We start from the raw sequence: 12,701 nt of genomic DNA, 5'->3' as shown, positions 1-12,701 counted from the left end.
TCGTGTGCCCTTGGCGATCGGGCTATCCCCGGAGCGCCTCGACGGGGTGTTCGTTGGCGGCTTTCCAGGCGGGGTAGAGCCCGCTGACCGCACTCGCGACGACGCCGAACGCCGCGCCGATGCCGATCTGGACGGCCGACTGGGTCGTAAAGGCCAGCGGGTCGTCGAGCATCACGCCGTTGATCACCATCGTGACGACCAGCGTGACGAGCACGCCGACGATCGTCCCGATCGCCCCGATGAGGATCGCCTCGCTCAGGATGAGCCGCAAGACGTCCCCACGGTGGTAGCCCACGGCCCGCAACACGCCGATCTCCGTGCGGCGCTCCATGACACTCATCAGCATGACGTTGAGGATGCTCACCGCGGCGACGAACAGCGAGATGCCGCCGATCGCCATGAGGAACGTTCGGATGAGCGCGAACTGCGCCTGGATCTGATCCTGGACGTTCGTGAAGTCCTGGACGTCGTACAACTCGCCGCGTTCGTTGAGCCGATCGCGTAGCGTCTGGGCGGTCGCGTTGATCTCCGGGACGCTCTCGGCTTTGAGGATCACCTGGCTGTAGCCGCGCCGGTCGACCGCGCTCGGCGGGAGATAGAGTCGATCGTTGTCTTCGAGCAGGCTGAACTGCCCGGCAGCGGGTTCGAGGACGGCGACGACCCGGTGGCGCTGACCGCCGACGGTCACCGAGTCACCGACGCCCACGTCGAGGTCGTCGGCCAGACTCGATCCGACGATCGCGCCCGACCGCCAGACCTCGGGGATCGACCCCGCTCTGGCGTCGAGAGTCCGCCCCGGTCGTTCGAACCCGTAGACACTCGTGCGTTCCGAATTCCCGAACGCGGTCACGCGGGCCGACCCGGTCGCGACCGCGAACACCTCCACGTCGGTGTACTGGCGGATCGTCCGGACGTCGCGGTCGGTGAGATACGGCTCGGTGGCGTCGTCGCCCGGCGTCACGAGCGCCGAGTAGGTAACGTCGCTGACCTGCTGGGAGAAGGATGTCTGGAAGGCGACCCCGAGCGCTCCGATCGACGCGATGGCGACGACGCCGATGACGATGCCGAGCACGGCGAGGCCGGTGCGCACGCCCGACCGGCGGAGATTGCGTGCGGCCATCGTCGTGAGCGCGCGCTGGATGCGCCACTGTCGGCCGATCATACGATTTCACCGTCCATGAGGTGGATCTCCCGGTCCGCGAACTCCGCGACCTGATCGTCGTGGGTGACGGTGATGACCGCGACGTCCCGCTCGGTGACCTCCGCGAACAGATCGAGGATGCGCTCGCCGGTCGTGTGATCGAGGTTCCCCGTCGGCTCGTCCGCGAGCACGACGCGTGGCTCGTTGATCAACCCGCGAGCGATCGCGACGCGCTGTTTTTGCCCGCCGGAGAGTTCGTTCGGGCGGTGGTCGACGCGATCGGCCAGGCCCACGTCGTCGAGCAACTCGTCGGCCCGGTCGAGGACTCGACTGCGCTTGTCGATCAAAAGCCGCGGGACGGCGACGTTCTCGCGCGCGGTCAGCGTCGGCACGAGAAAGAACTGCTGAAAGACGAACCCGATGGTCTCTCGGCGTCGATCGGTCTGCTCGCGGGTCGACAGCGTCGCGACGTCGGTGCCGTCGATCTCGACGGTCCCCTCGGTCGGGACGTCCAGCAACCCGAGCAGGTTGAGCAGTGTGGACTTCCCGCTCCCGGAGGGCCCCACGACGGCGACGAATTCGCCGGCGTCGATCGACAGCGAGACGCCGTCGAGTGCGCGGACCGTCTCCGACCCGCGGGTGTACTCCTTGACCGCGTCCGTGACGTCAAGCGTCGCCATCGTCCCGAGAGCGATAGCGGTAGACACCGTACAGTGCCCCGAGGCCGATCAGGACGACCACGAGCACGCCCGCGATCCCCGCGACTCCGGTCGGGCCTGCCCCACCCGAGGCGTCATCGTCGGACTGGCCACCGCTGCTGTAGCCCAACTCGACGGTCTGTGAGCGACTCACTCCGTCGACGGTGTAGTCGATCCGGAGCGGGACCGTCACCGGGGCCGAGAGGTTCTCGACGGCGGCGTTGACGGTGAATCGCTTGTACTCGTCGGCCTCGACCGATCCGACGAAGAAGGTCGCCTGGTTCTGGGCCGGTGAGACGCCGTCCGCCGAGTCGACCCCGATGCGGACGCCCGAGGCGTTCGACCCACCGACGTTGCTCGCCTCGCCGCGAACGACCAGTCGCCCGTCTTCGCGGGCGATCTGGGTGCCCGTCAGGACGATCTCGGCGGGGTTCTGTCGGGGCTGGAGGTCCGTCTGGAGCGTTGTCGTCGTCTCGCGCTCGTCGCCGTCGGCGGTGACGTAGCTCATCGAAACGTCGACGGTCTCGGGCCCGGGCGTGGCCTCGACGCCGGTGAACTCGAAGCGGGCCGTCTCGCCGCCCGCGAGGTCACCCGCGACACGGCGGGGCTCTTGAATCCGGAGCCGATCGGCATCGGCCTCCAGCGAGAGCCCACGGAGGTCGGTCTCGCGCCCGTTGACGACGTTCACCGAGAGCGTCGTCCGGTTGGCCGCGTCGATCGGACTCGCCCGGAGACTCAGACTCGGGTGGGGGTCGGCCACCTCGAACGTGACCGGCCGGACGACCGATACCGACCCGCTCCCGCCGGTGAGGATCCGCATGTGGGCGTACACCGTTCGGGTGCCGCTCTCCGAAATGTCGATCTCCGACGCGACCGATCCGGTCGTCCCCGGCCGGACGGTCGCGGAGGTGTCTTCGCGTTCCACCACGTCACTCGTCGGATCGGCCCCTTCCCGGATCACGAGTCGGTCGACGATGTACTGCTCGTCGGACGATTCGGGGTTCGTCACGCTCGCTTCGATCCGGACGTCGTCGTACACCGTCGGCCGATCCGGCGTGCTCGTCACGCTGACGACCGCGACGTCGGCGGCCTGTGCGCTCCCGATCAGGACGACTGTACCGACGAGACTCGCCATCACGATCAACGCCACGAACACCGCCAGCTGGCGGCGTGTCCGGTCGCGGTCGGTCTCGCCACCGGCCCCGCTCATTATGTCCATAAACTGCGGTCAGATCGGGGTGCACATAAACTTCTTGGTCATGTAATATTGTCGTGTATTTTGGAGAGGAGACCGTCACGTCGACCGCACCCCATTCCGCCGCGTTCCCAACGACTTTGGGGTGGCTCTGCGATGCGAATCTATGACCAGGGTGGCCATCGTCGGGACCGGTGAGAACCCCGACGAACCGGATCGGACGGGGTATGCGATGGCGTACCGACACGCCGACGCCTACGCGGCGATCGACGACTGTGATCTCGTCGCGGCCGTGGACCGTGTCCCCGGCCGCGTCAAGTCGTTCGCTCGCCAGCACGGCCTCTCGGGCGATGGCGTGTTCACCGAGCACGAACGCATGCTCGACGTGATCGAACCCGACCTCGTCAGCGTCTGTACGCCGCCGTCGACGCACGCCGACATCGTCGTCGACTGTGCCGAGGCCGGCGTCCCGGCGGTCCACTGTGAGAAACCGATGGCCCACACCTGGGGGGCGAGCCGACGGATGGCCCGTGTCGCTGACCGGGAGGGCACCCGTCTCACGTTCAACCACCAGCGCCGGTTCGCCGCCGCCGTCCAGGAGGCCCAGGCGTTGATCGACGAGGGAATTGTCGGGTCGGTCGTGCGCGTCGAGGCCGCCGCACCGACGCTGTTCGATTACGGGACTCATTCGGTCGATCTCGTCGGCGCCTTCGTGGGCGAACGCGACCCAGAGTGGGTGTTCGGACAGGTCGATCCGCGCGACGCGAAGCGGTATTTCGGGGTGTTCAACGCCTCACAGGCGCTGGCGCAGTGGCGCTATTCCTCGGGTGTCGAGGCGCTGATCGCGACCGGGGAGGCGGCGGGCCCCGGTCTGATCGGGGCCCACCACCGGATCGTCGGCGCGGACGGCGTGATCGAACTTGGCGTCGGCTATCCCGACGAGGAGGCGGCCGACCGACATCGATATCGCGTCGACGGTGGGGACTGGCAGACCTTCGAGACCGACGAGTCGATCCACAGTGACGCGGCCATCGAGCGAGCGCTCCGGAACGTGGTGGAGACGTTGTCGACCGACACGCCGTCGCCACTCGGGGTCGAGAACGCGCTCCGGGCGACGAAACTCGTCTTCGGGACGTACGAATCGGCCCGACGCACCGAACGGGTGACGTTCCCGCTTCAGATCGACGACAACCCCCTGGCGGCGATGGTGGCCGACCGCAGAGCGTGAGAACGGTCGGCTGTCGGACAGAAAGACCGGCGATCAGTGTTCGGGTGTCTCGGCGGGCGCGACCATGTCCTCGATGACGAGGATCAAGATGTTGTTCGTGTCGTCTTTACCGTCGACCCGGCCGATGACCTGGAGTTTCGAGAGTGGCGTCGGCCCGACGGTGACGGTGTCGCCTTCGTCGAAACTCGCGATCGACCCCTGCAGATGGATCTCGGCACGGCAGTTCTCGGGGTGATGAACGCTCGTGAGGTTGATCTCCGCGACGTTCGCCTGCTCGACGAGTTCTCCCTCGTGAAAGAGGGGGACGTCCGCTGCGTGCTCCATGTCCTGGATCTGAAGGGCGTCGTAGGCGTTCGCGGTGGGTTTGTACCCGCCTTTCGGCCCGGGGACGCCCTCGACCAACTGGAGGGCTTTCAGACTCTGCATCTGATTGCGGATCGTGCCGGGGTTGCGGTTGACCCGGTCGGCGATCTCCTCGCCTTTGACGGCGCTTTCGGTGTCACGAAACAGATTGACCAGTTCCTGGAGGATGTTCTTCTGACTCGGAGTCAATTCGATTGATGACATGAGTGATTTTTCGTGATACCCGTTCTTAAAATCGACGGTGACACACGAAACACGAACGACTCTCGGACGACGTGGTTTATACCCCCCGATCTGTGGCCAACGACATTCAAGAGGGTTGAGGACGTATATCAAAGGGGCCCGACGATGACAGACAAATCCATCGACGTCTCCGAGGAGGTGTACGGCGCGTTGCGCCGCGAACAACGGTCGGACGAGTCCGTCAACGAGACGCTGGGCCGGGTGCTGGGTCTGGAGGCGGCGCTGACCCCCGACGACGACGGGGCCGTCGAGCAAGGCGACATCTACCAGGGTTCGAACGGGTGGACCGTCTACGACAAACTCGCTGAAGAACAGTCCGACGACGAGTCCCTCGAAGACACGATGAAGCGGCTGAATCCCTGAGATCGAGACGTCTCCCGTCCGCTCACGATCGCGGATCGATGTCTCGCGTGATGACCGAGCACGTCCGTCCTCCATCGATTTTGGATCACCGGACGCCCGATTTCGAGAGCGTCGGCCTCGATCGCTGGACTGGCCGTCGGTCGACCAGACGATTCTTGGCCCCACCACGTGAACGGGGGGACGTCATGTCAGAGCGTGCCGCCACCGAGATCCGTCGCGTCGGGGGAATGCCCACCCTCGGCCTGGGAACCTGGGAGAACGCCGACCCCGACCAGTGTGCCACGAGCGTCGCGACCGCCCTGGAGGCGGGCTATCGCCACGTCGACACCGCCCAGATCTACGAGAACGAAGCGGCGGTCGGTGAGGGAATCGCCCGCGCGGACGTCGATCGCGAGGAGATCTTTCTCGCGACGAAGATCTGGACGCGCAATCTCGCCCCCGAGAACGTGATCGAGACCGCCGAAGCGAGTCTCGACCGCCTCGGCGTCGACGCGGTCGATCTGCTGTACGTTCACTGGCCGGCTCACGCCTACGAGCCGACTGCGACACTCGACGCGTTCGAGGACCTGCTCGACCGGGGGCTGATCGACCGGATCGGCGTCTCGAATTTCACCCCCGAACACGTTCGAGAGGCCCAGGCGGCGATCGACGCCCCGATCTTCGCGAATCAGGTCGAGATGCATCCCTACCTGCCCCAGCGCGACCTGCGGGAGTTCGCCGCCGAGACAGACCTCGAAATCGTCGCGTACTCGCCGCTGGCGCGCGGGGCCGTCCTCGACGATCCGACGATCACCGAGATCGCATCGGCTCACGACGCGAGTCCGGCCCAGGTCGCCATCGCGTGGGCACGTGAGAAAGGTGTCACGCCGATCCCGAAAGCCACGAGCGAGGCCCACATTCGCGACAATCTGGGCGCCCTCGATCTCGATCTCACCCCTGGCGACGTCGCCGCGATCGACGGGATCGACCGGCGGGATCGGCGTGTCGATCCCGACTTCGGCCCCGACGCCTGGGAGTAGCGTCCCGTTTTCGACCGACCGACAGTTCGACAGGGCGTGATCGACCGACAGTTCGATCGACCGCGATCGGCCGATAGCACTCGCCGAGGCGTCGATCGATGGCCTGGGTCAGACGGGCCCGGGGTCGTCCTCGATAGCGAGTGAATAGACGCGCTTGCGGGCGTCACGGAAAGACGGTCGTGATTCGACCACGTCCACCTCTTCTAATCTCCCGAGTGCGTACCTGACGGTCCGACCGGGGAGTTTCGAGTGCTCTGCGATCTGTGACTGTGTGAGTGCGTCGTTGTACTCAAGGACCTTCGCGACGAGTTTCGCACTCGGCGGGTGATCCGCGATCGCGTCCCATCCGGGCGTGCTGGTCGATTCCGTGGCGGCAATCTGTTGAGTCTGGCTCATCGTATGCGGTCCAATGGGATACCGGGAGATAATAATTTCGCTTGCGGGTATTACTACAGTGTATCTCGGACGAGTGTCGATCACGCTGTTCTCCGGGCGCACTGTGCCGACCCGAAGTCTCTTGACCGGCCGAGTGCTACGAATAGGTCAATGACGGACACGGTGGACGACGTCGAACTCCCGTTCGACGAGGACGCTTCCAAACAGGAGAAAATCGAGACGCTGCAGGAGCAAATCGAGGTGCTCAAGTCCCAGAACGAGGAGATGCGTGACGATCTGCTGGATGCGAACGCCGAGAACAACAAGTTTCAACAGAAACTCGAACGCCTCAATCACGAGAACAAGAAGCTCAAACAGTCGCCACTGTTCGTCGCGACGGTCCAGGAGATGACCGACGACGGCGCCATCATCAAACAACATGGGAACAACCAGGAGGCGCTCACCGAGGTCACCGACGAACTCCGCGCGGAGATCGACCCCGACGACCGGGTCGCGGTGAACAACTCGCTGTCGATCGTCAAATCGCTCGACGACGAGACCGACGTGCGGGCCCGCGTCATGCAGGTCGATCAGAGCCCCGACGTGGGCTACGAGGACATCGGCGGGATCCACGACCAGATCGAGGAGGTCCGCGAGACCGTCGAGATGCCACTCGATCGCCCGGAGATGTTCGACGAGGTCGGCATCGACCCGCCCAGCGGTGTGCTCCTCCACGGCCCGCCCGGCACGGGCAAGACGATGCTCGCGAAAGCCGTCGCGAACCAGACCGACGCCACGTTCATCAAGATGGCTGGCTCGGAGTTGGTCCACAAGTTCATCGGAGAGGGCGCGAAACTCGTCCGCGACCTGTTCGATCTGGCCCGTCAGCACGAACCCGCGGTGATCTTCATCGACGAAATCGACGCCATCGCCGCCAAACGGACCGACTCGAAGACCTCGGGCGACGCCGAGGTCCAGCGGACGATGATGCAGCTGTTGAGTGAGATGGACGGGTTCGAAGACCGCGGCGAGATCCGCATCATCGCCGCGACCAACCGGTTCGACATGCTCGATCGCGCAATCCTCCGTCCGGGCCGGTTCGATCGGTTGATCGAGGTACCCAAACCCGATCGCGAGGGTCGCGAACAGATCTTCGAGATCCACACTCGGAACATGAATCTGGCCGAGTCGGTGGATTTCGCCCACCTCGCGGAGGCCACCGACGAGGCGTCGGGGGCGGACGTCAAGGCGATCTGCACCGAAGCCGGGATGTTCGCGATCCGTGACGACCGCACCCAGGTGACCGATCGCGACTTCCTCGACGCCTGGGCGAAGATCCAGGACGAAGAGGACGACGACTCGATCTCCCGAACGTTCGCCTGACGGGCGTCGCGGTCTGTTCTGTCGCTCGTCGGCGCTGTCTTGGACCGGTGGGCTTACTGGGGGTGACCTCGAAGCGCCGACGATGGCGACGATCACGCTCGTCGGGACCCGACTCGCCAACCCGGGACAGGAGTTCGTCTACCACGGCGAGGCCGAGGGCTGTGCCGGATGCCCCTACCGCGATCAGTGTCTCAACCTCGTCGAGGGCCGCCGTTACCGTGTGACGGAGGTTCGCGAAGACGGCAGCGTCCTCGACTGTGCGGTCCACGACGCCGGCGTCCGCGCAGTCGAGGTCGAACCCGCGCCGATCGAGGCGAATGTCGCCAGTCGACGCGCGTACGCGGGGAGTGCCGTCACGCTCGAAGGCCCCTGTGAGTACACCGACTGCCCGAGTCACGCGCTCTGCGAGCCCGACGGTCTGGAGTTCGACGAGACGCGAAAGATCGCCTCGGTGATCGGTGACCCACCGCACGATTACTGCATGCTCGATCGCGATCTGACGCTGGTCGAACTCGCGCCCCCCGACGAATAGGGCCCTTCCACAGACACAACCCTCTTTGCCGGGCCAGTCGACCTCTGAATCAATGGTCGGGACGTTCACCTGGCTGCTCGTCGCCCTGATCGCGGTGTCGGTGATCGCGATGTGGGCCGAACGGACCGGTCGCCTGCCGGAGTCGGTCAACGTGAGCGGCCCGCTGATCACGCTGCACACCGGTCGCGGGCGCGACCTTCTCGACAGACTCGCCGGTCCGAAACGACTCTGGCGGGCCTGGGGCAACCTCGGACTGGGCTTCGCGGCGGTCGTGGCCGTCGCGATGTTCGGCGTCATCGGGACGTCGATCGCGAATCTGCTCCAGAACCCGTCGATCCAACTCGACTACCAGCCCCGGCACATGCTCGTCATCCCCGGGGTCAACGAATATCTCCCGCTGGCGGCCGCCCCGGCGATCGTCGCGGCGCTCCTTGTCGCACTCGTCGTCCACGAGGGCGGCCACGGCCTGCTCTGTCGGGTCGAGGACATCGATATCGACTCGCTGGGCCTGGTCTTTTTGGGCCCGATCCCGATGGGCGCGTTCGTCGCGCCAGACGAGGACAGCCAGATCGCCGCCGATCGCGGCGCGCAGGCCCGGATGTTCGCCGCGGGCGTCACGAACAACCTCGCGATCACGATCGTCGCGCTCCTCTTGTTGTTCGGGCCGGTCATGGGGTCGGTCGCCGTCGCGGACGGCGTTCCAGTCGGCCAGACCTATCGGGGATCGCCGGCCGACGAGGCCGGACTCACGTTCGGTGATCGGATCACGAGCGTCGAGGGCGAGGCGGTCGCTGATCGCGACGCGTTCGACGCTGCACTCGCCAACGAATCGGACCGCCGCGTGACGGTGGGGCTGGCCGACGGCCGCGAGGTCGCCCTCGACCGATCGGTGATGCTCGTCCGGGCCGTCCCCGCGGTGTTCGAACCGATCAACACCTCCGGCGGGCCGACGATCCACGCCGTCAACGGAACCACCGTTCGGACGACCGCGGAGTTCGAGGCGGCCGTCGAGAACCACTCCCTTGCCCGGATCGAGACCTCCGGCGGGACGGCGACGGTGCCGATCGGTGCGCTCGCCGCCGGCGTCGATCCCGACGGGCCGTTCGGGACTGCGACCGGCCTGGGAACGGACGATCCGGTCGTCATCACGCGTCTCGGCGGAGAGCGCGTTGTCTCCTACGAGGCTTTCATCGACCGATTCCGCGCGCCCAATTTCGCGCCCGAGGATCGTGTCGACATCGAGTACTACCGGCTCGACGGCGGGCGCGAGACCGCGACGGTCAGACTCGGCGCCGACGCAGAGAATGCCTCGGACCCACACCTGGGTGTCGGTGGCCTCCGGCCCGGATACAGCTCCGCGGGGGTCGGAGAGGTGGGCCTGGAGACGTATCCCGCCGAGCGCTACGCCGCGACGCTGACCAGCGAGACGCCGCTGGCCGACCTCGTGAGCGGCGACTTCCTGCTTCGACTCGGGGCGATACTGTTCTTGCCCTTCGTCGCCATGCTTCCGATGAGCGCGGGCGAGGGCTTCGCGGGCTTCATCGACCCCGTCGCGAACTTCTACGTGATCGAGGGCCCGCTCGCGGGCCTGGGTGGGCTGGTCTTCACGCTCGCGAACGTCCTGTTCTGGACCGGATGGGTCAACGTCAATCTCGCGTTTTTCAACTGCATCCCGGCGTTCCCGCTCGACGGTGGGCACCTCCTCAGAGTCGGCACGGAGGGCGTGCTCTCGCGCACGCGGTTCAACAGTCGGTCGGCGGTCCGCGTCGTCACGACGACGATCGGACTGGTCATGGGGGCGGGACTGCTGGTGATGTTGTTCGGCCCGATGCTGTTGTAGTCGCGGTCCGATCCCGGCGAGGCCGTCGCTCGCCGGAACCTTCCTTGTCGGCGGCGGCGAACCCCGACCATGGATTCGCGCGACCCGCCGACGACCGCCGAGGGCTGGTACGCCCTCCACGACTTTCGATCGATCGACTGGGACGGCTGGGCCGACACCCCCGACCGCACCCGTGATCGCCTGCTCGACGAGGCGCAGGCGTTTCTCACCGATGCCCTCGACACCGATGCGGGCCAGAGTGCGATCTACACGATCGTGGGGGCCGACGCCGACCTGTTGATCGTCCACCTGCGCCCGACGACCGCCGACATCGACGCGCTCGATCGGGCGACCCAGCGCTCGACACTCGGTCGGCTGACCGATCGGGTCGACTCGTTCGTGTCGGTCACCGAGGCCTCGGGCTACTCCGATCGCTTCGAGGCCGCGATCGAGGGGACCGGCGGCGAGGGCATCCAGAGCTACGTCGACTCGCGGCTCTACCCCACTATTCCCGACGCCGAGCACGTCGTCTTCTACCCGATGGACAAGCGCCGCGATCCAGAACAGAACTGGTACGATCTCCCCTTCGAAGAGCGCTCGGCGCACATGGAACAGCACGGCGAGATCGGCCGGAAGTACGCGGGGAAGGTCACCCAGATGATCACCGGGGCGATCGGGTTCGACGACCACGAGTGGGGCGTGACGCTGTGGGCCGACGATCTGACCGACGTGAAAGACCTGCTCTACGAGATGCGGTTCGACCCGTCGACCTCGCAGTTCGCGGAGTTCGGCCCCTTTTTCGTCGGGCGGAAGATCGAACCGTCCGACCTGCCCGCGGTGTTCGCGGGCGACCGGATCGCGGCCGCTGGCGACTCGGGGGCGGGGGCTGGGTCGACCGGGGCGGACGACGCGGCCGCCAGCGGTTCGCACGGCCACCACGAGTCGGACGCCGGGTCCGCGGGGAGCGGCCCCCACGGTCACGGTGGCGAGGCCGACGGCCACCCCGGCGGCGACACCGACGCCCACGGGTCGGACGCTCACCCCGACGGCGAGGCCGGTGAGCACCCGTCGAACGGCGGTGATGGGCGCCCCGAGACCGTCGACGACCCGTTCGACCAGATCGAGGCGACCGACGACATCGAGGCCGTCCTCGTCCGGTTCGGCGTCGACCCGCCCGCCGACGGGGGGTACGTGCTGGCGCTGACCGCCGACGCCGACGCGAGCGAGTTGAACGACGCGGTCGCGGCGCTCCGTTCGAACTTCGATCACTACGACTCGCATTTGGGCACGTACGTCCGGGCCTCCGGCGGCGAAACCCGGGTCATCAGTTGCTGGGACGCCGAACGCGCGGCGACGACCGCGGCAGGCTTTCTCCTCGACCTCGACGGCGTCACCGGTGGCGTGCGCGGCCCGATCGCGGGGACGGCCGCGAGTGCGACCGAGACGGCCGATCTCGACGATCTGGACGTGTTCGCGGGCCGCCCGCGCGACGACGAGGTGACCGCGCTCGTGGCGTTCTCGGAGGCCGATCCCGACGCGTTGGCCGACGCGCTCACAGACCAGCCGTTTGCCGACCGCGCGGGCCACCACGAGACGACGGTCTATCGCGAACACGGTGGGGGGTCGGCGGCGGTCGTGACGCTCTGGGACGAACTGGACGACGCTGGTGCGGTTGCCGACGCCCTCGACCGACTTCCGGGAGTCGAAGACCGCCCCGACGACGGCTATACGACGCTCGGGTTGTTCTACCGGGTGCAACCCGATCACCGCGAGGAGTTCGTCGCGACCTTCGAGACCGTCGGTGAGACACTCGCGGAGATGGACGGCCACCGCGAGAGTCGGCTCATGATCGACGTCGGCGACGACACCAACACGTTCATCGACTCGCGCTGGACCGATCGCGAGTCCGCCCTCGAATTCTTCCGGTCCGAGGCGTTCCGCGAGACCGTCGCGTGGGGCCGGGAAGTCCTCGCGGATCAGCCCCGACACGTCGTGCTGGCGGATCCCGAGTGAAACTCGACGCGCGTCGCTCGCTGTCGGTCTGAAGACGAAAAACGACTGCCGGATCGGACGGGGGGTGTTCGACCCGGCAGAGTGTGCAGCCTGTGGATTGGGGGTCAGGGGTGACGACGGCCCTCGCGTCCTGGGCGGAGGGGGGACCGCCCGGAACGCGATCGGAGTCGTCGGCGTGGACCGAAGAGGGGGGCAAGCCGGTCCGACACCGACGAACGTCGTCCGGACGGCGAGGGGGTGACGCCGACCGGGCAGCCTCTGAGGGCCATCGAGTGAACGTCACAGCTACAGGTACTTATTGTTTCGGGTTCGAGTTAATCTTATCACGA

At 66.7% G+C, this 12,701-nt stretch carries 12 protein-coding genes; 7 read left to right on the top strand and 5 right to left on the bottom strand.

Translation table 11 applies throughout. The features are described from left to right. Positions 1-22 precede the first annotated feature (22 nt). The 3 genes from HARCEL1_RS08915 to HARCEL1_RS08905 are packed head-to-tail and all read right to left on the bottom strand — an operon-like array spanning position 23 to position 3,058. Complete coding sequence (locus HARCEL1_RS08915) at positions 23-1,162, bottom strand: ABC transporter permease (RefSeq protein ID WP_108382556.1); 1,140 nt, start codon at positions 1,160-1,162, stop codon at positions 23-25. Next, positions 1,159-1,821: an ABC transporter ATP-binding protein gene (locus tag HARCEL1_RS08910; RefSeq protein ID WP_108382554.1), complete on the bottom strand. Its 663-nt coding sequence runs from the start codon at positions 1,819-1,821 to the stop codon at positions 1,159-1,161. Before HARCEL1_RS08910 ends, HARCEL1_RS08915 begins: the two co-directional genes overlap by 4 nt. Further along, on the bottom strand, positions 1,808-3,058 hold the full coding sequence (locus tag HARCEL1_RS08905; RefSeq protein ID WP_159077077.1) for a COG1361 family protein: 1,251 nt from the start codon (positions 3,056-3,058) through the stop codon (positions 1,808-1,810). The genes HARCEL1_RS08910 and HARCEL1_RS08905 overlap by 14 nt, the downstream gene beginning before the upstream one ends. A gap of 142 nt (positions 3,059-3,200) precedes the next feature. On the opposite strand from HARCEL1_RS08905, the gene HARCEL1_RS08900 reads away from it, so the two are divergent. Further along, complete coding sequence (locus HARCEL1_RS08900; protein ID WP_108382550.1) at positions 3,201-4,262, top strand: Gfo/Idh/MocA family protein; 1,062 nt, start codon at positions 3,201-3,203, stop codon at positions 4,260-4,262. A gap of 33 nt (positions 4,263-4,295) precedes the next feature. Here the strand turns inward: HARCEL1_RS08900 and HARCEL1_RS08895 are convergent, their stop codons facing one another. After that, complete coding sequence (locus tag HARCEL1_RS08895; protein ID WP_108382548.1) at positions 4,296-4,829, bottom strand: Rrf2 family transcriptional regulator; 534 nt, start codon at positions 4,827-4,829, stop codon at positions 4,296-4,298. 144 nt (positions 4,830-4,973) lie between these two features. On the opposite strand from HARCEL1_RS08895, the gene HARCEL1_RS08890 reads away from it, so the two are divergent. Next, complete coding sequence (locus HARCEL1_RS08890; protein WP_108382545.1) at positions 4,974-5,231, top strand: hypothetical protein; 258 nt, start codon at positions 4,974-4,976, stop codon at positions 5,229-5,231. Positions 5,232-5,458: 227 nt separating this feature from the next. Beyond that, entirely contained in the window at positions 5,459-6,250 is a 792-nt protein-coding gene (locus HARCEL1_RS08885; RefSeq protein WP_108384187.1) for an aldo/keto reductase, read from the top strand. Between the two features lie 108 nt (positions 6,251-6,358). Here the strand turns inward: HARCEL1_RS08885 and HARCEL1_RS08880 are convergent, their stop codons facing one another. After that, complete coding sequence (locus HARCEL1_RS08880; protein ID WP_108382543.1) at positions 6,359-6,646, bottom strand: helix-turn-helix domain-containing protein; 288 nt, start codon at positions 6,644-6,646, stop codon at positions 6,359-6,361. 150 nt (positions 6,647-6,796) lie between these two features. Between HARCEL1_RS08880 and pan1 the strand changes: the two genes are divergently transcribed. The 4 genes from pan1 to HARCEL1_RS08860 all read left to right on the top strand — a co-directional run bounded on the left by pan1 (position 6,797) and on the right by HARCEL1_RS08860 (position 12,372). Then, on the top strand, positions 6,797-8,008 hold the full coding sequence (pan1, locus tag HARCEL1_RS08875; protein ID WP_108382541.1) for a proteasome-activating nucleotidase Pan1: 1,212 nt from the start codon (positions 6,797-6,799) through the stop codon (positions 8,006-8,008). Positions 8,009-8,090: 82 nt separating this feature from the next. Continuing rightward, positions 8,091-8,540, top strand: a complete 450-nt coding sequence (locus tag HARCEL1_RS08870) for a UPF0179 family protein (protein WP_108382539.1) — start codon at positions 8,091-8,093, stop codon at positions 8,538-8,540. A gap of 52 nt (positions 8,541-8,592) precedes the next feature. Next, positions 8,593-10,380, top strand: coding sequence for a site-2 protease family protein (locus HARCEL1_RS08865; protein ID WP_108382537.1), 1,788 nt, complete (start codon positions 8,593-8,595; stop codon positions 10,378-10,380). A gap of 69 nt (positions 10,381-10,449) precedes the next feature. Further along, positions 10,450-12,372 carry a heme-binding protein gene (locus HARCEL1_RS08860; RefSeq protein WP_108382535.1) on the top strand — a complete coding sequence of 641 codons (1,923 nt, stop codon included), beginning with the start codon at positions 10,450-10,452 and terminating at the stop codon, positions 12,370-12,372. The last annotated feature ends 329 nt before the right edge of the window (positions 12,373-12,701 follow it).

The sequence above is a fragment of the Halococcoides cellulosivorans genome (genome assembly GCF_003058365.1).
Lineage (GTDB): Archaea > Halobacteriota > Halobacteria > Halobacteriales > Haloarculaceae > Halococcoides > Halococcoides cellulosivorans.
The sequence above is the reverse complement of the archived record's forward strand: the minus strand, read 5'-3'. Positions and strand labels throughout refer to the sequence as shown.

Bases quoted from the DNA above. Each gene is read 5' to 3' on its own strand.
- HARCEL1_RS08915 (WP_108382556.1), bottom strand. From the start codon at position 1,162: ATGATCGGCCGACAGTGGCGCATCCAGCGCGCGCTCACGACGATGGCC.
- HARCEL1_RS08870 (WP_108382539.1), top strand. From the start codon at position 8,091: ATGGCGACGATCACGCTCGTCGGGACCCGACTCGCCAACCCGGGACAG.
- HARCEL1_RS08895 (WP_108382548.1), bottom strand. From the start codon at position 4,829: ATGTCATCAATCGAATTGACTCCGAGTCAGAAGAACATCCTCCAGGAA.
- HARCEL1_RS08900 (WP_108382550.1), top strand. From the start codon at position 3,201: ATGACCAGGGTGGCCATCGTCGGGACCGGTGAGAACCCCGACGAACCG.
- HARCEL1_RS08905 (WP_159077077.1), bottom strand. From the start codon at position 3,058: ATGGACATAATGAGCGGGGCCGGTGGCGAGACCGACCGCGACCGGACA.
- HARCEL1_RS08860 (WP_108382535.1), top strand. From the start codon at position 10,450: ATGGATTCGCGCGACCCGCCGACGACCGCCGAGGGCTGGTACGCCCTC.
- HARCEL1_RS08910 (WP_108382554.1), bottom strand. From the start codon at position 1,821: ATGGCGACGCTTGACGTCACGGACGCGGTCAAGGAGTACACCCGCGGG.
- HARCEL1_RS08890 (WP_108382545.1), top strand. From the start codon at position 4,974: ATGACAGACAAATCCATCGACGTCTCCGAGGAGGTGTACGGCGCGTTG.
- pan1 (WP_108382541.1), top strand. From the start codon at position 6,797: ATGACGGACACGGTGGACGACGTCGAACTCCCGTTCGACGAGGACGCT.
- HARCEL1_RS08865 (WP_108382537.1), top strand. From the start codon at position 8,593: ATGGTCGGGACGTTCACCTGGCTGCTCGTCGCCCTGATCGCGGTGTCG.
- HARCEL1_RS08885 (WP_108384187.1), top strand. From the start codon at position 5,459: ATGCCCACCCTCGGCCTGGGAACCTGGGAGAACGCCGACCCCGACCAG.
- HARCEL1_RS08880 (WP_108382543.1), bottom strand. From the start codon at position 6,646: ATGAGCCAGACTCAACAGATTGCCGCCACGGAATCGACCAGCACGCCC.